The organism is Pleomorphomonas sp. T1.2MG-36 (genome assembly GCF_950100655.1).
Classification (GTDB): Bacteria; Pseudomonadota; Alphaproteobacteria; order Rhizobiales; family Pleomorphomonadaceae; genus Pleomorphomonas.
In genome coordinates this window covers 249,024-270,531 of sequence record NZ_CATNLY010000023.1, presented here as the reverse complement: position 1 = coordinate 270,531, position 21,508 = coordinate 249,024, and the positions used below count along the sequence as shown (strand labels likewise).

The following is a 21,508-nucleotide window of genomic DNA, read 5'->3' as shown; positions in this document are numbered from 1 at the left end:
GGCCAGTTGTTGGGGCCCCGCAGAACTGCCATGGCTGGCAGAGTTTGGTTCGATGGTTGGAGGAAGAACGCCGCGCGCTGAGGGAGGCGGAACATGCCGTCACGAGTAGTCGCCTCGCAGAACATGTCCATTGGCAGCCCCGCCAGAAAGAAGGCTGGGAAGGCCGGAAGCACGGCCGCTCGTCGGCGCCGCACCGGAAGCCATCAGGACGCAAGGTCGTTTCTCATAGCCGGCTTCCTGGCGGTGTTGGTTGCCTCGATCCTCTTGGCCATCTGGGTCTACGTGAAACCGTTTCCCGTTGCTTCGTCAGATCCGGGAACCCGCCCGCCGCCAAGCATGGCCGACCTTGAGGCCAAGAAAACCCATTCCTATTGGAAGGTCGGCAGCAGCACCTATCGGCACTACATCACCAACACGAGCACCGGCGAAATCGTCGATGCCGGGACGATAACCGTCCAGGAAATGCTCGAACAGGGTATCGAGGTTCCCGGCTATTCGCTGCCCGTCAAGTCTGCAAGCGGCTCGAGCGGCAAGAGCGAACTGGCCGTTCGCTTCCAGGCTCTCCAGGATCACCTCAAGTAGCCAGAGGTTTGGCGCGCACCAGCATTCCGAACAGGTCGCGCGGTTCGTCCGGGTCGGCGAGCAGGTCGAGCTCCTGATAGAAGGATGTGCCGGCGAGCTTGTCGCGCACGTAGCGCAGCGCCGAAAAGTCCTCGATGGCGAATCCGACCGAATCGAACAGCGTCACCTCGCCGGGCGACGTGCGGCCCGGCGCCACGCCGGCGAGCACTTCCCAGAACTCGGTAACGGGGTGATCGGCCGGAAGCTGCTGGATCTCGCCTTCGATGCGCGTCTGGGGCGCATACTCCACGAAAATCGACGATCGCTTCAGGATGCCGCGGTGAAGCTCCGTCTTGCCGGGACAGTCGCCGCCGACAGCGTTGATGTGGACGCCCGAGCCGACCATGTTGTCGGTCAGGATGGTGGCGTATTGCTTGTCGGCCGTCACGGTCGTGATGACATCGGCTCCCTCGACGGCTTCCTGGCCGGTGCGGCAGGGGGTGATGGAGAAGCCGAGCGGGGCGAGGTTGCGCCGACACTTCTCGGTGGCCTCCGGATCGATGTCGAAAAGGCGCAGATTTCGGATGCCGAGTATGGCCCCGAAGGCTAGAGCCTGAAACTCGGACTGCGCGCCATTGCCGATGATGGCCATGGTGCTGGCTCCCTGCGGGGCCAGGCGCCTCGCTGCCATCGCCGAGGTTGCGCCGGTCCTGAGCGCCGTCAGCAGCGTCATCTCCGAGAGCAGCATCGGATAGCCCGAGCCGACGTCGGCCAACACGCCAAATGCCGTCACCGTCTGCTTGCCCTCACGCATGTTCTTCGGGTGGCCGTTGACGTATTTGAAGCCGTAAAGCGTCCCGTCCGACGTGGGCATCAGTTCGATGACGCCATCGACCGAGTGGGAGGCGACGCGCGGCGTCTTGTCGAAGGTCGGCCAGCGCCGAAAGTCTTCCTCGATGTAGTTGGAGAGCTCGACGAGGAAACGCTCGACGCCGACGCTGAGCACCAGCCGCATCATGTTGTCGACCGAGACGAAGGGAACGATGGCGAGCGGGGAAATGGCGTTCATGCGGCAAAGCTCCGGGTCGGGCGATCCATGACGGTGCGGCCCATCAGGCTGGAAAGAAGGTCGACCATCAGCGTGGCGGTCCGGCCGCGCTCGTCGAGGAACGGATTGAGCTCGACGAGGTCGATCGAGGAAACGAGACCGCTGTCGTGCAGCATCTCCATGATGAGATGCGCCTCGCGGAACGTGGCGCCGCCCGGCGCGGTGGTGCCGACGCCGGGGGCGATCGACGGGTCGAGGAAATCGACGTCGAGGCTCACATGCAGGCGGCCGCTTGCCGCAGCGACACGCTCCAGGAAGCGCCATACCAGCGCGCCGACGCCATGCTCGTCGAGGGCGCGCATATCGTGGACGGTCACGCCGGAGCCTCCGAGCGCCCGTCGTTCGGCTGGGTCGACCGAGCGGATGCCGACCATCGTCACGTTGCCCGGTGGCACCGGATGGGCGAGCGGTGGGTAGCAGTCGTGAAATCCATCCGCGCCCGTGAAATAGGCGACCGGCGTGCCGTGAAGATTGCCGCTCTGGGTCGTATCGAGCGTGTGAAAGTCGGTGTGGGCGTCGAGCCAAAGCACGAAGAGGGGAAGGCCGTCTTCCGCCGCTCGCCGGGCGATGCCGGGCACCGTGCCGGCGGCGAGCGCGTGGTCGCCGCCGAGGAACACCGGCAGGGCGCCGTCGCTGGCTTCATAGGCGGCTTCGGTGACGGCGCCGATCCAGGCGGCGATCTCGGGCAGGCGACGAAGGTGAGGATAGGGGGGCTTGACGGCCGGCAGAGGACCGCGGGCGACGTTGCCGAGATCCTCGACCTCGTGGCCGAGTTCGGCGATCGCTTCGACGATGCCGGCGGTGCGATAGGCGCTCGGTCCCATCTCGCACCCCATGCGGCCGGCACCGTCCTCGACCGGAATGCCCAGAAGCCTCACCTTCATGCTGTCGTCCTTCGCTGTTGGGTCGCGGCATCTGGCCATCGACGGCTGGCGAAGTGAACAGGGGGGATTGGCAAGTTAACCGGATCGGCTTATCAAAATGGCAGTTTCATTGCTCAAAACGGCAAATCCATGGATCGGCTCGATCAGCAACTGGTCACTCTCCTGCGTCACGAGGGGCGCCGCTCGGTGTCCGATCTCGCAGTTGAGCTGGGGGTATCGCGTGCCACCGTGCGCGCCCGCATGGAGCGGCTCGAACGCGATGGGGACATCCTCGGCTACACGGTGATCCTGCGCAACGACGCCATCGAGGTGCCGGTTCGGGCGATCATGATGATCGAGATCGAGGGGCACGTACTGGACAAGGTCATCCGTCAGCTCGGGGGCTTTCCCGAGGTGGCGGCAATCCACACTACCAACGGCCGCTGGGATCTCGTGGTCGAGTTGGGTGCCGCGACGCTCACGGACTTCGATACCGTGCTGCGTCGCATCCGCCTGTTGCCCGGCATTACCGGGTCCGACACCAGCCTGCTCTTGACGACGCCACGCACGACGCGCGCCCGCCTGAGCCGGGGCTGACACCACGACAATTGGAGGGCGGTCCGCCGACCGCGATCACGACGTCCGTGGTCCAACTGTCAAGCTGCGGCCGGCCGATGTCCTGACTGGCGTCGAGCATGACGCCGATCTCGTCGCCTCTCTGCCAGACGGCCCGGCCCGTGAACACGCGGCGGCAACTGGGAATGAACAAGCTTACGAGGTCGTCGGGAGCGAAATGCGCGCGCGCCGTCAGACGCAGGCGGCAGCCGGAAGGGCTGAGATCCTCGATAACGCAGCCGATCGGCGTCGACAATCCCTCGCGATTGAGGGCGGCGACGCGGTTGCACGCCTGACGCGGTTCGCGGCGCCCGTCAAAGCTGCGCACCGCGGGATGGCGCAGACGGTGGAGCAGATCGGACAGCGCGGGATCGTGGGCGGACGGCCTGAGCATCAAGAAATGGCTTTATGATGATTTTCACAGGTGATGCCACATTCCCGGGTTGTGTTCAACGAATGCGACAAGTTGATGAAAATCGATCTTAATGAACAGTAAGCGGTTGATGTGATTAATGAACGCTGCCAGGTCCTGCGGAGTGTTTGTTCACTCCTTGTTACGGCGATGATTGTCGAAGACCAGTCCGGTTTCGAGCGCCCGCTTGCCGAACTTCTGCCTGACCTCGTCCATCGCCCGTTCGGCCGCCGCCTTGCGCATTGCCTTCTGGTCGACGAGATCGGCCGGGTCGGCGAAGCGGCTTTCGCATAGGTCGGCCACCGCGACGCCCAGGAGACGATACTTCTGGCCATGCGCTTCCTCCGCAAGGAGCGCGTCGGCGGCTGCGAAGATGCGGTCGGCGAGCTGGGTCGGGTCGGCAAGGCGTCTGGTTCTGGTCCTCAGCTTGAAGTCGGCGGTCTTGAGCTTCAGCGTGACCGAGGAGCCGGCGATGTCTTCGTGCTTGAGTCCGAAGGACACGCGCTCCGCCTGTTCGCGCAGGATCGGCCGGAGGTCGCGGACGTCGGCCAGATCTTCGAAGAACGTCACCTCCGAACCGACGCTTTTGCGCTTCGAGTTGGGAACGACGTGCCGGTTGTCCTCGCCATGCGACAGCTTGACGATCCTGAGGCCGAGCGCGCCGTAGCGGCTGGCAAGCCGGGCCGGATCGGCCGTCTGCAAATCGCCTACCGTCCGGAAGCCGTCGGCGGCAAGGCGCTCGGAGAACGCGCGGCCGACACCCCAGATCGTCGTGACCGGTCGCGGCGCCAGAAAGGCTGCGGCCTCCGTCTGCCCGATCACCGAAAAGCCCCTGGGCTTGTCGAGATCGGAAGCGATCTTGGCGAGAAACTTGTTGGCGGCGAGCCCGACCGAAACGGTGATGCCCACCTCGCGCTCCACCTCCCTGGCAAAGCGGGCCAGCACCAGCGCCGGGCTGGCGCGATGCAGCTTCTCCGTGCCCGACAAGTCGAGAAAGGCTTCGTCGATGGACAGCGGCTCGACGAGTGGCGTCAGCTCGAGCATCCGCCGCCGAATCTCCCGGCCGACGCGCGCGTACTTCTCCATGTTGGGCCGAATCACCACCGCATCGGGGCAAAGCTGCAAGGCCTTGAACATCGGCATGGCCGAGCGCACGCCGCTGATGCGGGCAATGTAGCAGGCCGTCGACACGACGCCGCGCTTGCCGCCGCCGATGATCAGCGGCTTGCTGGCGAGCGAAGGGTCATCGCGCTTTTCAACGGAGGCATAAAAGGCGTCGCAATCGACATGGGCGATGACGAGGCGGTGAAGCTCGGGGTGACGGAGAAGGCGAGGACCGCCGCAGGCCGGACAGCGGCGCCCTTCTGCCGGCGCCGGGGCGAGGCAATCCTTGCAGAAGCCAATCGACGCCTCGGACATGTTTCCCTCCCGCCGGCCCTCCGCTCTCCGCCGGCCGATCAGAACTCGCTGTCGCCGACCAGGGCATGGCGGGCCACCGCGATCATGGTCGGCCTTATCTGCACCTCTTCGACGAAGGATAGCAGCAACGATTCGTCGGCAAGAAAGAACTCCAGCACCCCGGCCAGGAAGCCGGGCTCGCGCGCCGCCGTCCGAAGATCCGCCGGTCCTATGCCCGAAAGTGACAGGAAGCGGCCAAGCGCATCCGGATTTCCTGCAAGGTAGGCGAGGGCGGAAATGGCCAACCCTTCCGCCTCGTCGACGCTAAGCCTTTTGCCAATGGGCATGTTTGGTCCACCGTTTGGGATTGCTAAAGGAATCCGTACTATATTTGTTATACTGGAATCAGTGTGGCAACCTATCCCCACCGGAAGGCGTTCCTGCGTACGAGCCGAGTGCGCTGGAGCGAAACCCGCCAAGCACCCGGTAAAATCGGTGCGCGAGGCGGAAAGAGAGTCGAATGGCCAAGACAGTTCTCATCGTCGAGGACAACGAGCTCAACATGAAGCTCTTCCACGATCTCCTGGAAGCGCATGGTTATCGCACGATTCAAACACGCAATGGGATCGAAGCCCTGGATCTGGTGCGCACCCACCGGCCGGACCTCATTCTCATGGACATCCAGCTCCCGGAAGTGTCGGGGTTGGAGGTCACCAAGTGGCTGAAGGAAGATGACGAGTTGCGCTCGATCCCGGTGGTGGCGGTCACCGCCTTTGCCATGAAGGGCGACGAGGAACGCATTCGCCAAGGCGGCTGCGAGGCTTATATTTCCAAGCCGATTTCGGTTTCAAAGTTCATCGAGACGGTGCGGACGTATATCGGCGACCAGTAAGCGCCGGTCGGAACGGAAGTGTGTGATGACAGCGCGTATTCTTGTTGTCGACGATATATTGGTCAATGTGCGCCTCATGGAGGCTCGCCTCACTGCCGAATATTTCGATGTCCACACCGCCACCTCGGGCGCCGAGGCGCTGGCGATGCTCGACAACGCCACCTATGACATCGTTCTGCTCGACGTCATGATGCCGGGCATGGATGGCTTCGAAGTCTGTCGCCGCATTCGTGCCAACCCGAAGACGACCCAACTGCCGGTGATCATGGTCACTGCGCTTGACCAACCCGCCGACCGCGTCCATGGCCTCGAGGCCGGCGCCGACGACTTTCTCACCAAGCCGGTTTCCGACACCCAGCTCGTCACGCGTGTCAAAAGCCTTGTCCGCCTGAAGCAGCTTACCGACGAACTCGATCTCAGGGCCAACCAGGGGTCCGTCGCCTTCGACCGGGCGATGACCTATGCCGATCTCACGGCGCGCGCGCCCGGCCGCGTGCTGCTGGTCGAGGATCGCCGTTCGGCCTATGTGCGGATCGCTCAGGCGCTATCGAGCGAAATGGCCGTCGATATCGAGACCAACCCGCAGGAAGCTGTGTTCCGTGCCGCCGAGGGCGACTACGACTTGGCGATGATCTCGATGGGGCTCGACGACTACGATGCGCTTCGCCTTTGCTCGCAGTTGCGATCGCTCGATCGGACGCGCCTGTTGCCGATCCTCCTGATCGCCGACCCCGACGAGGGCAACCGGCTGACGCGCGGCCTCGAGCTCGGCATCAACGACTATCTGATGCGGCCGGTGGACGCCCAGGAGCTGACTGCCCGCTGCCGCACTCAAATTCGCCGCAAGCGCTACACGGACCGGCTGCGCGCCAGCGTGCTGCAGACGATGGAACTTGCCATCACCGATGCGCTGACCGGCCTTTACAACCGCCGCTACCTGGATTCGCATCTCGCCGCGCTCGTCGAGCGCGCCACCGAGAAGAAGGGCGATCTGTCGGTGCTGATCATCGACATCGACTACTTCAAGAGGGTCAACGACACCCACGGCCACGACGCCGGTGACGAGATCCTCCGGGAGTTTGCCACCCGTATCCGGCGCAACCTGCGCGCCCTCGATCTGCCTTGCCGTTTCGGCGGCGAGGAGTTCGTGATCGTCATGCCGGAAACCGACTACGGCATCGCCTCCATCGTCGCCGAGCGGCTGCGCACCAAGATTGCCCGCGATCCCTTCGCCATCCATGGTGGCGCGGAGTTCGTCGACGTGACCATTTCCGTCGGGGCCGCCTACATTCTGCATGATGGCGACACGCCGGAATCTCTGCTGAAACGCGCTGACAACGCCCTCTACCGCGCCAAGGCGGAAGGGCGGAACCGCGTCGTTCTCGCCGCCGCCTGACCGCACGCCATCCCGTCCTTTCGCCTCGTCGCCCGCCGCTGTGCCCGACATGGGAGTCGGCGACGCCTCGGCCCGATACGTCCGTTGGAAATCAATAGCATGCATAGTTCCGATGTCGCCTTCGGGTGAGTTGGGGCTTACCTGCGCGTGCGTCTCACAAAGGCCTTCGAGGAAGCAATTAAGGTTACCTGTTCATGATTAACTTACTTCGGCGCAGTGGGGAGCAAGGATATTGTTGTAAATAACTCGTTAAAACGTTAGAACAAGATTGTTGATAGTCTAGAAATTTTGGAAAGAATACAATTGCTTTCCAACTACAACCCGGTAAAGCCAGGTCCGCCGCATCTCCTGGTCTTGTCGGGTCGGTCGATCGATGCCGGCGAGAGTGGCCTCCTCGTTGACCCGGCATCGATCCACCACTCTTGCCTTTCCGGTTTGCCCTGTGCCTATCCTGCGTTTCCGATTTTGCGTGCCGCTCCGGAGACGTATCCATCGTGACCGATTTTCATCTCTCGACACCATCGAGCCGGCCACGGGCTCGTGCCTTCGCCATTCCCCTCGATGGCGAACCGGGGCTCTACAACGCCATTACCGATGTGCCGGGCGTCAGTGTCGGCTACACGACGCTGATTTCCGGGGATGGACCGCTGGACGTCGGCCATGGTCCCGTGCGGACGGGTGTGACGGCCATCCTGCCGCGCCCGCAAGCCGACATTGCATGTCCCTGTCTTGCTGGCTTCTTTTCGGGCAACGGCAATGGCGAACTGACCGGCATCCATCTTGTGGAAGAGGTTGGCGCCTTCAGTCTGCCGATCACCATCACCAACACCCACTCCCTTGGTGTCGCCCGTGATGCGACGCTGAAGTGGGTGGCGGCCAGAAGACCTGAGGCTCTTGCCTCGGCCTGGGGCTTGCCGGTGACCGGCGAGACCTACGATGGCTTTCTCAACGACATCAACGGCCATCATCTGACCGACGATCACGTCTTTGCCGCTCTTGACGGCGCCGTGTCCGGGCCGATCGAGGAGGGGTCGGTCGGCGGCGGTACGGGCATGTCCACCTTCGAGTTCAAGGCGGGGTCCGGCACGTCATCGCGTCGCGTCCGTTGGGGCGGCGAGACCTTCACGCTTGGCGTGTTCGTTCAGAGCAACTTCGGCAAGCGTCGCAATCTCATGATCCGCGGCCATCGCGCCGGAACGGAGCTTGCCGAACCCCGTCCGGTCGAGCGCACGTCCCGCGCGGAAAAGAGCTCGATCATCGCCATTGTCGCCACCGACGCGCCGCTCCTGCCGCACCAACTGAAGCGGATTGCCCGGCGCGTGCCACTCGGCATCGCTTGGACCGGCGGCCTCGGCTACAACTCGTCGGGCGATATCTTCCTCGCCTTCTCGACGGCCAATGCCGAGGCTGCGGCCGGTCGTTCCGGTCGCCTCGCATCGTTGGTCTCGATCCCGGATGTCGATATCGATCCCTTCTTCGACGCTACCGTCCAGGCGGTTGAGGAGGCCATCCTCAACGCACTCGTCGCCAATGCCGACATGACCGGCCGGGACGGCAACTTCATGCCGGCGCTGCCGCATGACTGGCTGCTGGCAACATTCGGTCGTGCCGGATAGACGGCTTCCCTGAGCGGCCCTCCGTGCTATCCACAGCTGGTTGCTTGCATGAAAGGCAAAGTCATCCGCTTGATGGTTTAAATTATAGGCAGATTGCATGTTGCTTAGACATTGAGCAATTTGGCTTGCAATCGTCTTCGCTTCCCCGGCAAAATGGCGTCATTACAAGCCTATAAGGGGAACGTTATGCTGAAATCCGCCCGCCGCCTTGCCGCGAGAGCCGCCGTTGCCGGTCTCGCGGGGGTCGCTTCGCTCGTCGCCGCGACGGCCGCCTTTGCCGATACGCCCGTCAAGTTCACGCTCGATTGGAAGTTCGAGGGACCGGCGGCCGGCTTCCTGCTGGCTCTCGACAAGGGCTACTTCAAGGCCGAAGGGCTGGACGTCACCATCGACAGCGGCAACGGTTCGGTGGAGGCCATCTCGCGCGTCGCCACCGGCACCTACGATATGGGCTTCGGCGATATCAACTCGCTGATCAAGCTGCTCGACGAAGATCCCTCGCAGAAGATCAAGGGCGTCTTCATGGTCTACGACCGTCCGACCTTTGCCGTCGTGGGGCGCAAGTCGCTCGGCATCACCGACGATCCCAAGTCGCTCGAAGGCAAGAAACTCGGCGCCCCGCCGCCGGATGGCGCCTTCGCCCAGTGGAAGGCCTTCAAAGCGGTGGCCGGCATCGACGACAGCAAGATCACCCTTGAATCGGTCGGCTTCCCGGTCCGTGAACCGATGCTGGCTAAGGGCGACGTCGACGCCGTCTTCGGTTTCTCGTTCTCGGTCATCCTGAACCTCAAGGCTCAGGGCGTACCGGCGGACGACATCGCTCCCATCCTGATGGCCGAGCATGGTCTCAACCTCTACGGCAACACCGTCACCGTCAACACCGACTTCGCCGCCAAAAACCCCGAGGTGGTGAAGGGTGTGCTCAAGGCACTGGCCAAGGGCTTTGCCGATGCCGTGGCCAATCCGCAGGAAGGCGTCGACGCGGTGCTGAAGCGCAACGAGACGCTGAATCCGGACATCGAGCTCGAACGCCTCACCATGGCCAACGCCCAGAACATCAAGACGCCCTATGTCGTCGAGCATGGCATGGGCGGCATCGATCCCGCCAGGCTGACGGCCGCCATCGAGACGCTGAAGACCTCGATGGGCCTCAAGGGCGCGGTGACTGCCGACAAGGTGTTCGACGCGAGCTTCCTGCCGCCGGAAGGCGACCGCAAGCTGCCCTGATCCCCAGGCGTGGTGAACCGGCCGAGGTCTTCGGCCGGTTCTGCTTTCTTGGAAATGCCAGACAATGACTCACTTGGTCTCCATCGAGAACGTCGACATGCGCTATGGCGGAACCAGCGGAACGCTGGCCGTCGCCGACCTTACCTTCAAGGTCGACAAAGGTGAGTTCGCCGCCGTGGTCGGCCCGTCCGGCTGCGGCAAGTCGACGCTGATGCGCCTCGTCACCGGTCTGCATATACCGCAGGCGGGCAACGTCATCGTGGCCGGCCAGCACGTCACCGAGCCGGTGAGCATCGTCGGCATGGCCTTCCAGAACCCCAGCTTGCTGCCGTGGCGTACCACGCTCGACAACATCCTGCTGCCGCTGGAGATCGTCGAGAAGCACCGCAAGCGCTTGCGTGCCCACAAGGCTGAGTACGTCGAGAAGGCCGAACATCTTCTGGAGGTGGTCGGCCTCAAGGGCTTCGGGACGAAATATCCCTGGCAACTGTCGGGCGGCATGCAGCAGCGCGCCAACCTCTGCCGGGCGCTGATCCACGAGCCGCAGCTTCTGATGCTGGACGAGCCGTTCGGCGCTCTCGACGCCTTTACCCGCGAAGAGCTTTGGTGCGTCATTCGCGACCTGCATGCCGCTCAGGACGTCACCATCGTGCTGGTCACCCACGACCTGCGCGAGGCGGTGTTCCTCGCCGACAAGATCCTGGTGATGAGCGCCCGTCCCGGCCGGGTGTTGCGCGAGCACCGCGTGCCTTTCGCGCGGCCGCGCGACCTGGAGATCACCTACGACAAGGCGTTCAACGACGTCGTTCACGAACTGCACGGCGAGATCGCCAACGCGAGGAGGGTGGCATGAGCGCCGTGGTCGAGGACATTCAGAAGCCGGAACAGGCAAAGCCTCTGGTCGCCCGCATCGACTGGGTGAAGGCGTCTCCCTGGCTCTACACCATTGCGCTGTTCGCCATCTGGGAGGCGTCGGTCCGCATTTTCGATCTGTCCTATACCGTACTGCCGGCGCCCTCGCGCATCTTCGCGGCCTTCTACCAGTATTGGTCACCCATCTGGAAGAACTCGCTGCAGACGCTCTACACGACGACGCTTGGCTTTCTGATGGCCGTGGTCGGCGGTCTTGCCCTCGGCCTTTTCATCGGCTGGTCGAAGATGATCTACGCCGGCCTCTATCCGCTGATGATCGGCTTCAATGCCGTGCCAAAGGTGGCGGTGGTGCCGATCCTGGTCATCTGGTTCGGCATCGGCGCGGTCCCGGCCATGCTCACGGCATTTCTGATTTCCTTCTTCCCGATCGTCGTCAACGTCGCCACCGGCCTCGCCACCATCGAGCCGGAAACCGAGGACGTGCTCAGGGCGCTCGGCGCCAAGAAGCTCGACATCATGCTGAAGGTCGGCATCCCTCGCTCGATGCCCTATTTCTTTGGCTCTCTGAAGGTGGCGATCACGCTGGCCTTCGTCGGCTCCGTGGTGTCGGAGACGGTGGCCTCGAACTACGGCCTCGGCAATCTGATGAGTTCGGCCCAGAGCCAGTTCAACGTTCCCCTGGTCTTCGCCGGCCTGCTGGCGCTCGCCGTCGAGGGTATCGTCATGTACTCGATCATGGCCTGGGTGGAGAAGCGGATGACCGGATGGGCGCATCGGTCCACCATGTCGCACTGACGGAACGATCTTCGGCGGAAAAGGCCTTGCGCGGCGACGCCTTGCCGCTTTAGCTCCATGCGCCCCATCCGAAGGAAAGTTGAAAATGTCGTCGATCGATCGTGCCGCCCTTGACGCAGCCCTAGCCTCGCTGCCGGAGCGTTTCAAGGGGCCGGGCGGCACCGTCGGCGTGATGAAGGACGGCGAGGTCATCGCACGGGAAGCGTGGGGTTATGCCGATCCCGACGCCGGCCTTGCCATGACGCCGTCCCGCCTTCTGCCGATCTGCTCGATCAGCAAGCAGATGACCTGCGGCGTCTTGCTCGACCTTGTTGGCGACCCATCGGCGCTCGATGACCGACTCGCCGGCTTCTTGCCGAATCTGCGGGGCCGACGGCCGACGATGCGCGAACTCTGCGACAACCGCTCGGGACTGCGCGACTACTGGGCGCTCACCGTGCTTCATGGTGCTCACCATGAGGGCGTCTTTCGCCGGGAGGATGCGCTGCCGCTGTTCGCCCGCATGAAGACCACACATTTCGAACCTGGCAGCCAATACTCCTATTCCAATGGAAATTTCCGCATCCTGTCGGATCTTCTTGAGGAGGAGTCCGGCCGCTCGCTCGCCGAACTCTACCGACGCTACATTTTCGAGCCTGCCGGCATGCGCGATGCCCGTCTCGCCGCCGACACCGCGACACCGCTCAATGGCACCGTTGGACATGAGGGAAACGCGGCGGTCGGCTGGTTCCCGGCGACGAATCGCATCTTCTGGACCGGCGATGCCGGCATCGCGGCAACGCTTGACGACATGCTGGCGTGGGAGGGTTTCATCGACCGTACCCGAAACGATGCGGATGGTCTTTACGGGCGTTTGTCGGCGCCGACGACATTCTCCGACGGTCGCCCGGCCCGTTACGGCATGGGGTTGGCGCACGATCGAATCGACGATGTCGCCATAACCGGACATGGTGGCGCGCTGCGCGGCTTCCGCATTCGTCGTCTGCACGCCGCGGCCGAGCGACTGTCGGTCGTCGTGATGTTCAACCATGAGGCCGATGCGCATGCCGCCGCCCTTTTCGTGATGCGTGCAGCGCTCGGCCGGCCGTCCCGGCCGCGAGATGGCGTCCCGGCCGACAAGAGCTGGACCGGCGCCTACCTGGAACCGACCTCGGGCCTGTCGGTCGAGGTCATGACCCACGGGAACGCAGTCCTCGCCAGTCTGGGCGGTGGCCCCGAGGTGTTGTCGGTGGGCGAGGACGGCGTGGCTCGTTCGGCGGGAATGAGCCTTTCTCGGGAAGGAGGTAGCCTTCGCCTTGATCGGCCGGGCGACAATCTTCGCGGGCTGGCTGCCCGCCTCGACGGCGACGTTTCGGCGGATATCGCCGGCCGCTACTGGTCCGATGAAACCGAGTCGTTCCTGGAAATCGAGGCCGTGGGTCCCGCCTTTGCCGGGCGCTTCGATGGGTTTCTCGGTCGCGGTCCGATGCACCAGATGAGGCCGTTTGCCGGCGATGTCTGGAAGTTGGCGACCCCGCGCAGCATGGATGCGCCGGCCCCTGGCGACTGGACCGTTCGTGTTCGGCGTTCGGCAAGCGGTGCGGTCGAAGGGCTCGGCCTTGGCTGCTGGCTTGCCCGAAACGTTGCGTACACACGGCTCGGCTGACCGCCTTACCGATTGAAACAATTCAACATTATCGCGCGTCAGATTTGCGCGCGATGCGCCGACTCCATGCCGAAGTCAATCGGATGTCGTTCATGCTTTTGGCTGAATTGACGGTCTGGGTTATCGGACCTAAGTTCTTCATCGTGAATTAATTAATCGAGGGAAGCACGGGAGATCTTGCCTCGGCTGGGCGACGACGGTTGGGAGGCCGTCGTCGCTACCTTCAACAGTCGACAAGTCGGTTGCTTTGCTCTGCTCCGGGGGGAGTGTGAATGTCGGCCCGCACGACGCGGACCGGGCAGGGGTCGAACTCTGCCCAGGTGCGCCTCTACAATGAGCGGATCGTGCTACAGGCGCTGCGCCGTTTCGGCGAGGCGTCCAAGACCGATCTTGCTCGGGAGGCCGGCCTCACCAACAACGCCATCGGCGCCATCACCGCTTATCTCGCCGCCGCCGGGCTCGTGGTCGAGCTTGGCAAGAAGCGCGAGGGGTTGCGCGGTCAGCCGGCCACCATGCTGGCGCTGGCGCCTGAGGGGGCCTATTCCATCGGCGTTCGCATCGACCGGGTCGGCTACGAGACGATATGCGTCGATTTCGGAGGGCGCATCCTCGCCAGCCGGGCGCATGACACGCTGTTGCCGCCGCCCAAGGACATGCTGGCGACCGTTGTCGCCGACATCAAGTCGATCGAGACGGAAATCGGGCCGGAACGCTGGGAGCGGCTGGCCGGCATTGGTCTTGCCCAACCCTATCATCTGGGAAGCTGGCTGCGCGAGCTGGAGTTGCCGGCCAGTTCCTTCCGCCTGTGGGACGACTTCGATTTCGGCGCCGCCCTTGAGGCGCAGACCGGCATTCCCGTTTTTCTTGAGAACGACGGCAATGCCGCCGCCATTGCCGAACTGTTCTATGGTCATGGGCGGACGCGATCGGACTTCATCTACCTTTTCATCGGTGGCGCTGTTGGCGGCGGTGTCGTTCTCGATGGCGATTGCCTGCGTGGCAGTCGGGGCAACGCCGGCGACTTTGCCATGATGCCCGTGCCGGCGTCGGCGCTGCCCTCGGCGCCGCGGCCGGAGCGCTCCTTCGACGTCCTGCTGACCCGGACGTCGCTGGCCGGGCTCCGGCGGCACCTGCGCTGGCACGGTCACGCCGTCGATACTCTGGCCGAGATTGGCGATCTTTTTCGCCGCGCGCCTCGACCGGCCGCCTTCGACGAGTGGATCGACGACGCAGTGGCTGCCTTCGTCCCGGCCATCCTTTCCACCACGGCGGCGCTTGATGTCGACCAGGTCATTCTCGAGGGCGATCTCGACTGCGGCCTCGTCGAGATCATCGTCGAACGTCTCGCCAAGGCGCTCGCGACCGCCGCACCGGAAAGCGTCCCCGTAGCCCAGGTGATCGAGGGCTCGTTCCGGGCCCGGGCCGGTGCGCTCGGCGCCGCCACGCTGCCGCTCTTCTTCAACTTCTCGCCGCGCTCGTCGATCCTGACCGGTACGGCGCCCATGTTCAGGGAGTTCAGAGACTATGCCGTCCGCGCCTGAGACGACACCCATCCTTGAGATGCGCGGCATCTCCAAGACCTTTCCCGGCGTGAAGGCGCTCGCCAATGTCGAGCTGACCGTCTATCCGGGCGAGGTACACGCCCTGATGGGCGAGAATGGTGCCGGCAAATCGACACTGATGAAGATCCTGTCGGGCGCCTACCGCGCCGATCCCGGCGGCGAACTTCGCATCAATGGCGAGGTGATCCACATCGACGGCCCGCTGAGCGCCAAGACGAAGGGCATCGCCGTCATCTACCAGGAACTCAGCCTGTCGCCGAACCTGACGGTGGCCGAGAACATCTATCTCGGACGCGAGCTGTCGTCGGGCGGTCAGGTCGACCGGACCCGCATGCGCGCCGAATGCCAGGGCGTGCTCGACCGCCTCGGCGCCACCTTCGGCCCGACGACGGTGGTTTCGACGCTGTCGATCGCCGAACGGCAGATGGTGGAGATTGCCCGCGCCATTCACGCCAACGCCCGCATTCTGGTCATGGACGAGCCGACGACGGCCCTGTCATCGCGCGAGACCGACAAGCTGTTCGACCTCATTCGCACGCTGCGCGCCGATGGTCTCGCCATCATCTACATCTCGCACCGCATGGCGGAGGTCTACGAGCTGGGCGACCGCTGCTCGGTGCTGCGCGACGGCAGCTACGTCGGCACGCTGATGCGCGAGGACCTCAAGGCCGAGGCGCTGGTCAAGATGATGGTCGGCCGCGACTTGTCCAAGTTCTACAAGAAGGACCACGACGCCAAGGGCAGCCGCGGCGAGGTGATCCTGTCGGTTCGCGACATGAGCGATGGCCACCGCGTCCGCGGTTGTTCTCTCGACCTGCACCGTGGCGAGGTTCTCTGCCTTGCCGGACTGGTCGGGTCGGGACGCACCGAGCTCGCCCGCCTGATCTACGGCGCCGACGGTCGCAAGAGCGGAACGGTGGCGCTCGACGGCAAGCCGCTCGACATCAACAAGCCGATCCAGGCGGTGGATTCCGGCATCGTCTATCTCACCGAGGACCGCAAAGGGCAGGGCCTGTTCCTCGACATGACGGTGCAGGAGAACATCAATCTGCAGGTGATCGGTCGTGACGCCGGCAAGGGTGGCCTTCTCGATCTCAAGAAGGCCAAGCTCAGGGCGGTCGATGCCATCAAGGCGCTGTCGATCCGCGTGGCCGGCCCGATCGTCGAGGTCGGTTCACTGTCCGGCGGCAACCAGCAGAAGGTTCTGCTGTCGCGCCTTCTGGAAACCAAGCCGCGCGTGCTGATCCTCGACGAGCCGACGCGTGGCGTCGACATCGGCGCCAAGTCGGAAATCTATCGCATCATCGACGACCTCGTGAAAGCGGGCGTCGGCGTGCTGGTCATCTCCTCGGAGATGCCTGAAGTGGTCGGCATCGCCGACCGTGTGCTGGTGATGCGGGAAGGTCATATCGTCGGCGAGGTCGGCGGCACCACCGGCATCGCGATCACCCAGGAAAACATCATTGCCTTGGCTGCCGGCCTCGCTCACCCGAGCGCACCGGCTGCCTGAAGTCACAAGAAACGTAAGCAAGGGAACCGCCATGTCCCAGGAAACCTCGTCGGCCGCCGATCTCACCCGCGAGAAGGCCGCTGCCAATCGCCAGGTCCTCATCCAGCAGATCATTCGCACGGTCGGCATGCTGCCGATCCTGATCCTGCTCGGCATCGCCTTCCAGCTGATGTCCGGCCGCTTCATCTCGCCGCAGAACCTGTCGATCGTGACGCAGCAGGCGTCGATCAACACCGTTCTGGCCTGCGGCATGACGGCGGTGATCCTCACCGGCGGCATCGACCTCTCCGTCGGCTCCATCCTGGCCGCCTCGGCCATGGTGGCGGTCATGGGCTCGCTGATCCCCGACATGGGCATGATCGGCATTCCGCTGGCGCTGTTCGCCGGCCTGCTGTTCGGCCTCATCAACGGTTCGCTGGTCGCCTTCATCGGCCTGCCGCCGTTCATCTCGACGCTCGGCTCGCTGACCGCCGTGCGCGGCGTCGCCCGATTGCTCGGCAACGACACCACCGTCTTCAACTCGCATCTGCCCTTCGCCTTCATCGGCAACGGCTACCTGTTCGGCATCCCCTGGCTGGTGATCATCGCCTTCCTGTCGGTCATCGTCACCTGGATCATCCTGCGCCGGACGGTGCTCGGCGTGCACATCTACGCCACCGGCGGCAACGAGAGCGCCGCCCGCCTCTCCGGCATCAAGGTCTGGGCGGTATTCCTGTTCGTCTACGGCTTCTCGGGCCTGATGGCCGGCCTCGGCGGCGTGATGAGCGCGGCGCGTCTGTTCGCCGCCAACGGCACCCAGCTCGGCCAGTCCTACGAACTCGACGCCATCGCGGCGGTCATCCTCGGCGGTACTTCGTTCACCGGCGGTGTCGGCTCCATCTGGGGCACGCTGATCGGCGCGCTGATCATCGCCGTGCTGTCCAACGGGCTGGTGCTGATCGGCGTCTCCGACATCTGGCAGTACATCATCAAGGGCCTCGTCATCATCATCGCCGTGGCGCTCGACCGCGTCCGTTCGCAAGGTGGTGCGCGGACCTGAGCATCTGCCCGAAAAGTTGGAGGCTTTTCGGACCAGGCGGATGCGAGAAAACGAAGGATTGGGAAACGCATTTTGCCCAATCCAGGCAATTCGGCGGCGGGCCGTCCCCGCCTCCGCATCTGGGGTGACGTTTCCGCCGGCCAGGTCCGGTAGTCGCGGCGCCCCTGCAATCCACCGGCGGGACCGCCTCGCGGCCGGCCGGACATAGCGGGCGCGTCGGGCGGGAGGAGATCCGCCTGACTCAGCCGGCATCCCAAGGAGGAACATAGTCATGAAGTCTCGCAGCATTCTGCTTGCCGCCGCCGCCGTTGTCGCTCTGACCGGCGCCGCCTCGGCCAAAGACCTCAACAAGATCGGCATCTCGCTCGGCTCGATGGGCAATCCGTTCTTCGTGGCTCTCGCGACCGGCGCGACGGACAAGGCCAAGGAAGTCAATCCCAACGTCGAAGTCACCGCGCTCGGCTACGACTACGACATGAACAAGCAGTTCACCCAGATCGACAACTTCATCGCCGCCGGCGTCGACCTGATCCTTCTGAACCCGGCCGATCCGAAGGCCGTGGCGCCCGCCATCGCCCGCGCTCAGGCCGCCGGCATTCCCGTCGTGGCCGTTGATACCGCCGCCGACGGCGCCGACGCCACCGTGACGACCGACAACGTCCAGGCCGGCGAGATCGCCTGCCAGTACATCGTCGACAAGCTTCAAGGAAAGGGTGACGTCGTCATCGTCAACGGCCCGCAGGTCTCGGCCGTCACCGACCGCGTCGTCGGCTGCAAGAAGGTGTTCGGCGCCAACTCCGGCATCAAGGTTCTCTCGGACGACCAGGACGCCAAGGGCTCGCGCGACGGCGGCCTGAACGTCATGCAGTCGATGCTGACGCGCTTCGAGAAGATCGACGCCGTGTTCGCCATCAACGACCCGACGGGCATTGGCGCCAGCCTTGCCGCCAAGCAGGCCAACCGCACGAACCTGTTCATCACCGCTGTTGACGGCGCGCCGGACATCGAGGCCGAGCTGAAGGACACGTCGTCGCTCGTCGTCGCCTCGTCGAGCCAGGATCCCTATGCCATGGCCCAGCTCGCCACGCAGATCGGCATCGACCTGATCAACGGCAAGAAGCCGGCGCAGCAGGTAACGCTGCTTCCCTCCAAGCTGGTGACGCGCGAGAACATCGCCGACTACAAGGGCTGGACGGCGGCTCGCTGATCGCAAGCGGCAAATCTCCTCCTGAACGTGGTCCCCGGGGATAAGCTCCCCGGGGATTTTTGCTTGAGGAGCCAAGGCGTGGTGATGCGTCATCCGGCTTGTGCCTGGAATATCTTGCGCTCAGAGACAAGATTGGATTCCAATCCGCCGAAGTCCGTTGCAATCAGCATCGGCTCGCTTGTCGCCCGCCGGTGGCGGCAGTCAGGGTCGAAGCGTCGATGGCTGCCAGCACAATGGGCGACAGATCGAGCCTATGCCGGCCGGTCTGCCATGGGACACGGTCGAGGCGTCCGCCAATTGGTTGAACTGACTTGATCGCCGAAAGCTCCGGGGCGACAAATTCCGCCAATGGGAGCCTGCACTGGCTTCCGCTGTGGGAGTGACCAGTTTTTAATGTTGCAATTCCAACATTAATGTTGTTGCATCTGCAAATATAGTCCTGCACGGATCCGGCCAGCATGCTTTATCATGATGCCTTTCTCGCCCGTCTCGAAGGTGGCCTGCGCTCGGCGCTACCGACTTGGAATATCGACGAAACAGCGGAACTGTCGCTGCTGACCATTTCCGAGAATGCCACCTTCAAGGTGGACGACGCGGAAGGAGGCCGCCAACTGGTCCTGCGCGTCCATCGTCCGGCCTACCACAGCGACCAGGAGATCGCCTCTGAACTCCAGTGGATCGAGGCGCTCAGGGCAGCGGGTGTCATCGCCACGCCGGCACCGCTTCACTCAACGGATGGGCGGCTGCTCGCCACCTTCTTCGATGGCGAAACGCGCCGCAACGTCGTGGCGTTCGAGTTCATGCGCGGCAAGGCGCCCGATGAGACCGACGACCTCGCCCGCTGGTATTGCCATCTCGGAGAAATCTCCGCCCGTCTCCACGCTCACAGTCGGGCGTGGTCGCCGCCGCCAGGGTTTGTCCGCAAGACCTGGACATTCGACACCATCATCGGCCCGAACGCCTATTGGGGCGACTGGCGCGCGGCGCTTGGCCTCGACGCCGCCGGGCGGGCGATCCTGGAACGGGTGGCGGCCCGGCTTCAGCATGAAACGGCGGCCTTCGGAACGTCGCCCGATCGGTTCGGCCTGATCCATGCCGACATGCGCGCCGCCAACCTCTTGGTCGACGGGGAACGGCTCGGCGTCATCGACTTTGACGACTGCGGCTTCTCCTGGTTCGCCTACGATTTTGCCGCTTCGATCTCCTTCATGGAGACCGCTCCCTTCATACCCGAACTGATGGCGGCCTGGCTCGACGGCTATGCTCGCCTCGCCTCGCTCGATCCCGAGCAGGTGGCGGCGTTGCCCATGCTGGTGATGCTGAGGCGGATGCAGCTCACCGCCTGGATCGCCTCTCACTCGGAAACGCCGACGGCGCAGTCCATGGGTACGGCATACACCGCCGGCACCATCGAGCTCGCCGATCGCTACCTTGGCTCCGATTTCCTGAAGGGGGTGGCATGAGCCCGACCAAGCAGATTCTCGCCCTCAACCGCTTCGAGGCTTCGGAGGGGGCGGCGCTGGCGCCGGAACTGGCGGCGCGGGTCGCCAAGCGGCAGGCAACCTTCGGCGCTTCGTCGGTTCTCTTCTACAGGGAGCCGATCGAGATGGTGCGGGCGGAAGGAGTCTTCATGTACGACGCCCACGGCAAGCGCTACCTCGACGTCTACAACAACGTTCCGTCAATCGGGCATTCCCATCCCGCCGTTGCCGAGGCGGTGGCCGCGCAGATCGCCGTTCTCAACATTCATACCCGCTACCTGACTCGGCCAGTTGAAGCCTATGCCGAGAAGCTGTTGTCGAAGTTTCCGGCGCCGCTCTCCAACCTCACGATGACCTGCACCGGCTCCGAGAGCAACGATCTCGCCATGCGCATCGCCGAGGCGGCGACGGGCAAGCGCGGGTTCGTCGTCACGCGTGCCGCCTATCACGGCAACACCCATCACGTGACGGCCATATCGCCATCGTCGATGAAGTCGAAGCCGGTGCCAGACTTTGTCCGCGTCATCCCCGAGCCCGATCCGGCTTTGGCGCCGGGCGGCGATGTTGCGGCCTTCTTCGCCGGCAACCTTCAGGCGGCGATCGACGATCTCGAAGAAAAGGGCATCGGTTTCGCGGCCGTCATTGTCGACACCATCTTTTCTTCGGACGGCATCTTCGCCGATCCGCCCGGTTTCCTGAGGTCGGCTGACGAGGTGGCGCACAAGGCCGGCGGTCTCTTCATCGCAGACGAGGTGCAGCCTGGCTTCGGTCGCACCGGCGGCGGTCTGTGGGGCTTCTCGCGACATGGCATCGTTCCCGACGTCGTCACCATGGGCAAGCCTATGGGCAACGGCTTCCCGATGGCCGGCGTCGTCACCCGGCCCGACCTTCTGTCGCTGTTCTGCGAGGAGACCGGATATTTCAACACCTTCGGCGGCAATCCGGTGGCTGCCGCTGCCGGGGCGGCCGTGCTCGGCGTCATCGAGAGGGAAGGGCTGGTCGACAACGCTCGGAATGTCGGAGCCTATTTCAAGGCCAGCCTTACCCAGGTGATGGGCAACCGCCGCGATATCGGCGCGGTGCGCGGAGCCGGCCTCTTCATCGGCCTGGATTTCATCGATGCCGACGGTCGTCCCGATCAAGGGCTGGCTACCTCGGTCATCAACGCCATGAAGGAGCGCGGCATCCTGATCGGTGCCGCCGGCCTATGGGGCAGCACGCTGAAGATCCGGCCACCGCTCTGCTTCTCAAGGGAAAATGCCGACTTCTTTGTGGAAACGCTGAAGTCGATTCTTGCTGACCGTTGAA

General features: G+C 64.1%; 20 protein-coding genes. 15 read left to right on the top strand and 5 right to left on the bottom strand.

Annotated elements, in window-relative coordinates:
- Window positions 1–93 precede the first annotated feature (93 nt).
- The gene (locus tag QQZ18_RS12730) at window positions 94–582 is read left to right on the top strand and encodes a hypothetical protein (protein WP_284541297.1); all 489 of its coding nucleotides are present in this window, start codon (window positions 94–96) and stop codon (window positions 580–582) included.
- Here QQZ18_RS12730 and QQZ18_RS12725 read toward each other — a convergent pair.
- Window positions 575–1,630 carry an ornithine cyclodeaminase gene (locus QQZ18_RS12725; protein ID WP_284541296.1) on the bottom strand — a complete coding sequence of 352 codons (1,056 nt, stop codon included), beginning with the start codon at window positions 1,628–1,630 and terminating at the stop codon, window positions 575–577. The two genes, QQZ18_RS12730 and QQZ18_RS12725, sit on opposite strands and share 8 nt — an antisense overlap.
- The gene (gene rocF, locus QQZ18_RS12720) at window positions 1,627–2,553 is read right to left on the bottom strand and encodes an arginase (RefSeq protein WP_284541295.1); all 927 of its coding nucleotides are present in this window, start codon (window positions 2,551–2,553) and stop codon (window positions 1,627–1,629) included. The genes QQZ18_RS12725 and rocF overlap by 4 nt, the downstream gene beginning before the upstream one ends.
- A gap of 129 nt (window positions 2,554–2,682) precedes the next feature.
- Here rocF and QQZ18_RS12715 point away from each other — a divergent pair, with 129 nt between their 5' ends.
- A complete protein-coding gene (locus QQZ18_RS12715; protein WP_284541294.1) occupies window positions 2,683–3,129 on the top strand; it encodes an Lrp/AsnC family transcriptional regulator in 447 nt (148 codons plus the stop codon).
- Here QQZ18_RS12715 and QQZ18_RS23820 read toward each other — a convergent pair.
- From QQZ18_RS23820 to QQZ18_RS12705, 3 genes are all read right to left on the bottom strand, one after another.
- Entirely contained in the window at window positions 3,059–3,541 is a 483-nt protein-coding gene (locus QQZ18_RS23820; protein ID WP_446728657.1) for a PilZ domain-containing protein, read from the bottom strand. The genes QQZ18_RS12715 and QQZ18_RS23820 overlap by 71 nt on opposite strands.
- Window positions 3,542–3,691: 150 nt before the next feature.
- Window positions 3,692–4,978, bottom strand: coding sequence for a DNA polymerase IV (locus tag QQZ18_RS12710; RefSeq protein ID WP_284541293.1), 1,287 nt, complete (start codon window positions 4,976–4,978; stop codon window positions 3,692–3,694).
- Window positions 4,979–5,016: 38 nt separating this feature from the next.
- Window positions 5,017–5,304: a DUF3572 domain-containing protein gene (locus QQZ18_RS12705; protein WP_284541292.1), complete on the bottom strand. Its 288-nt coding sequence runs from the start codon at window positions 5,302–5,304 to the stop codon at window positions 5,017–5,019.
- A 173-nt stretch (window positions 5,305–5,477) separates the two neighbouring features.
- On the opposite strand from QQZ18_RS12705, the gene QQZ18_RS12700 reads away from it, so the two are divergent.
- The 13 genes from QQZ18_RS12700 (at window position 5,478) to QQZ18_RS12640 (ending at window position 21,507) form a co-directional block, all read left to right on the top strand.
- The gene (locus QQZ18_RS12700) at window positions 5,478–5,849 is read left to right on the top strand and encodes a response regulator (protein WP_101290899.1); all 372 of its coding nucleotides are present in this window, start codon (window positions 5,478–5,480) and stop codon (window positions 5,847–5,849) included.
- Window positions 5,850–5,874: 25 nt separating this feature from the next.
- Window positions 5,875–7,245: a PleD family two-component system response regulator gene (locus tag QQZ18_RS12695; RefSeq protein ID WP_284541291.1), complete on the top strand. Its 1,371-nt coding sequence runs from the start codon at window positions 5,875–5,877 to the stop codon at window positions 7,243–7,245.
- Between the two features lie 494 nt (window positions 7,246–7,739).
- Window positions 7,740–8,861 (top strand): DmpA family aminopeptidase, encoded by a 1,122-nt coding sequence (locus tag QQZ18_RS12690; protein ID WP_284541290.1) that lies wholly within the window; start codon window positions 7,740–7,742, stop codon window positions 8,859–8,861.
- 186 nt (window positions 8,862–9,047) lie between these two features.
- Window positions 9,048–10,088 (top strand): ABC transporter substrate-binding protein, encoded by a 1,041-nt coding sequence (locus QQZ18_RS12685; protein WP_284541289.1) that lies wholly within the window; start codon window positions 9,048–9,050, stop codon window positions 10,086–10,088.
- A gap of 64 nt (window positions 10,089–10,152) precedes the next feature.
- Window positions 10,153–10,941 (top strand): ABC transporter ATP-binding protein, encoded by a 789-nt coding sequence (locus tag QQZ18_RS12680; protein WP_284541288.1) that lies wholly within the window; start codon window positions 10,153–10,155, stop codon window positions 10,939–10,941.
- Window positions 10,938–11,756, top strand: coding sequence for an ABC transporter permease (locus QQZ18_RS12675; protein ID WP_284541287.1), 819 nt, complete (start codon window positions 10,938–10,940; stop codon window positions 11,754–11,756). The genes QQZ18_RS12680 and QQZ18_RS12675 overlap by 4 nt, the downstream gene beginning before the upstream one ends.
- Window positions 11,757–11,841: 85 nt before the next feature.
- Entirely contained in the window at window positions 11,842–13,401 is a 1,560-nt protein-coding gene (locus QQZ18_RS12670; RefSeq protein ID WP_284541286.1) for a D-aminopeptidase, read from the top strand.
- Window positions 13,402–13,673: 272 nt separating this feature from the next.
- On the top strand, window positions 13,674–14,942 hold the full coding sequence (locus QQZ18_RS12665; protein WP_284541285.1) for an ROK family protein: 1,269 nt from the start codon (window positions 13,674–13,676) through the stop codon (window positions 14,940–14,942).
- Complete coding sequence (locus QQZ18_RS12660) at window positions 14,926–16,473, top strand: sugar ABC transporter ATP-binding protein (RefSeq protein WP_284541284.1); 1,548 nt, start codon at window positions 14,926–14,928, stop codon at window positions 16,471–16,473. The genes QQZ18_RS12665 and QQZ18_RS12660 overlap by 17 nt, the downstream gene beginning before the upstream one ends.
- Window positions 16,474–16,504: 31 nt before the next feature.
- Window positions 16,505–17,512, top strand: a complete 1,008-nt coding sequence (locus tag QQZ18_RS12655; protein WP_284541283.1) for an ABC transporter permease subunit — start codon at window positions 16,505–16,507, stop codon at window positions 17,510–17,512.
- A 271-nt stretch (window positions 17,513–17,783) separates the two neighbouring features.
- The gene (locus QQZ18_RS12650; protein WP_284541282.1) at window positions 17,784–18,719 is read left to right on the top strand and encodes an ABC transporter substrate-binding protein; all 936 of its coding nucleotides are present in this window, start codon (window positions 17,784–17,786) and stop codon (window positions 18,717–18,719) included.
- A gap of 458 nt (window positions 18,720–19,177) precedes the next feature.
- Window positions 19,178–20,182 carry a phosphotransferase enzyme family protein gene (locus tag QQZ18_RS12645; protein WP_284541281.1) on the top strand — a complete coding sequence of 335 codons (1,005 nt, stop codon included), beginning with the start codon at window positions 19,178–19,180 and terminating at the stop codon, window positions 20,180–20,182.
- Window positions 20,179–21,507, top strand: a complete 1,329-nt coding sequence (locus QQZ18_RS12640) for an aspartate aminotransferase family protein (protein WP_284541280.1) — start codon at window positions 20,179–20,181, stop codon at window positions 21,505–21,507. The genes QQZ18_RS12645 and QQZ18_RS12640 overlap by 4 nt, the downstream gene beginning before the upstream one ends.
- Window position 21,508 lies beyond the last annotated feature (1 nt).

Bases quoted from the DNA above. Each gene is read 5' to 3' on its own strand.
- QQZ18_RS12685 (WP_284541289.1), top strand. From the start codon at position 9,048: ATGCTGAAATCCGCCCGCCGCCTTGCCGCGAGAGCCGCCGTTGCCGGT.
- QQZ18_RS12655 (WP_284541283.1), top strand. From the start codon at position 16,505: ATGTCCCAGGAAACCTCGTCGGCCGCCGATCTCACCCGCGAGAAGGCC.
- QQZ18_RS12665 (WP_284541285.1), top strand. From the start codon at position 13,674: ATGTCGGCCCGCACGACGCGGACCGGGCAGGGGTCGAACTCTGCCCAG.
- QQZ18_RS12645 (WP_284541281.1), top strand. From the start codon at position 19,178: ATGCTTTATCATGATGCCTTTCTCGCCCGTCTCGAAGGTGGCCTGCGC.
- QQZ18_RS12650 (WP_284541282.1), top strand. From the start codon at position 17,784: ATGAAGTCTCGCAGCATTCTGCTTGCCGCCGCCGCCGTTGTCGCTCTG.
- QQZ18_RS12680 (WP_284541288.1), top strand. From the start codon at position 10,153: ATGACTCACTTGGTCTCCATCGAGAACGTCGACATGCGCTATGGCGGA.
- QQZ18_RS12670 (WP_284541286.1), top strand. From the start codon at position 11,842: ATGTCGTCGATCGATCGTGCCGCCCTTGACGCAGCCCTAGCCTCGCTG.
- QQZ18_RS12705 (WP_284541292.1), bottom strand. From the start codon at position 5,304: ATGCCCATTGGCAAAAGGCTTAGCGTCGACGAGGCGGAAGGGTTGGCC.
- QQZ18_RS12700 (WP_101290899.1), top strand. From the start codon at position 5,478: ATGGCCAAGACAGTTCTCATCGTCGAGGACAACGAGCTCAACATGAAG.
- QQZ18_RS12675 (WP_284541287.1), top strand. From the start codon at position 10,938: ATGAGCGCCGTGGTCGAGGACATTCAGAAGCCGGAACAGGCAAAGCCT.
- QQZ18_RS12660 (WP_284541284.1), top strand. From the start codon at position 14,926: ATGCCGTCCGCGCCTGAGACGACACCCATCCTTGAGATGCGCGGCATC.
- QQZ18_RS12640 (WP_284541280.1), top strand. From the start codon at position 20,179: ATGAGCCCGACCAAGCAGATTCTCGCCCTCAACCGCTTCGAGGCTTCG.
- QQZ18_RS12730 (WP_284541297.1), top strand. From the start codon at position 94: ATGCCGTCACGAGTAGTCGCCTCGCAGAACATGTCCATTGGCAGCCCC.
- QQZ18_RS12695 (WP_284541291.1), top strand. From the start codon at position 5,875: ATGACAGCGCGTATTCTTGTTGTCGACGATATATTGGTCAATGTGCGC.
- QQZ18_RS12710 (WP_284541293.1), bottom strand. From the start codon at position 4,978: ATGTCCGAGGCGTCGATTGGCTTCTGCAAGGATTGCCTCGCCCCGGCG.
- QQZ18_RS12725 (WP_284541296.1), bottom strand. From the start codon at position 1,630: ATGAACGCCATTTCCCCGCTCGCCATCGTTCCCTTCGTCTCGGTCGAC.
- QQZ18_RS23820 (WP_446728657.1), bottom strand. From the start codon at position 3,541: ATGCTCAGGCCGTCCGCCCACGATCCCGCGCTGTCCGATCTGCTCCAC.
- rocF (WP_284541295.1), bottom strand. From the start codon at position 2,553: ATGAAGGTGAGGCTTCTGGGCATTCCGGTCGAGGACGGTGCCGGCCGC.
- QQZ18_RS12715 (WP_284541294.1), top strand. From the start codon at position 2,683: ATGGATCGGCTCGATCAGCAACTGGTCACTCTCCTGCGTCACGAGGGG.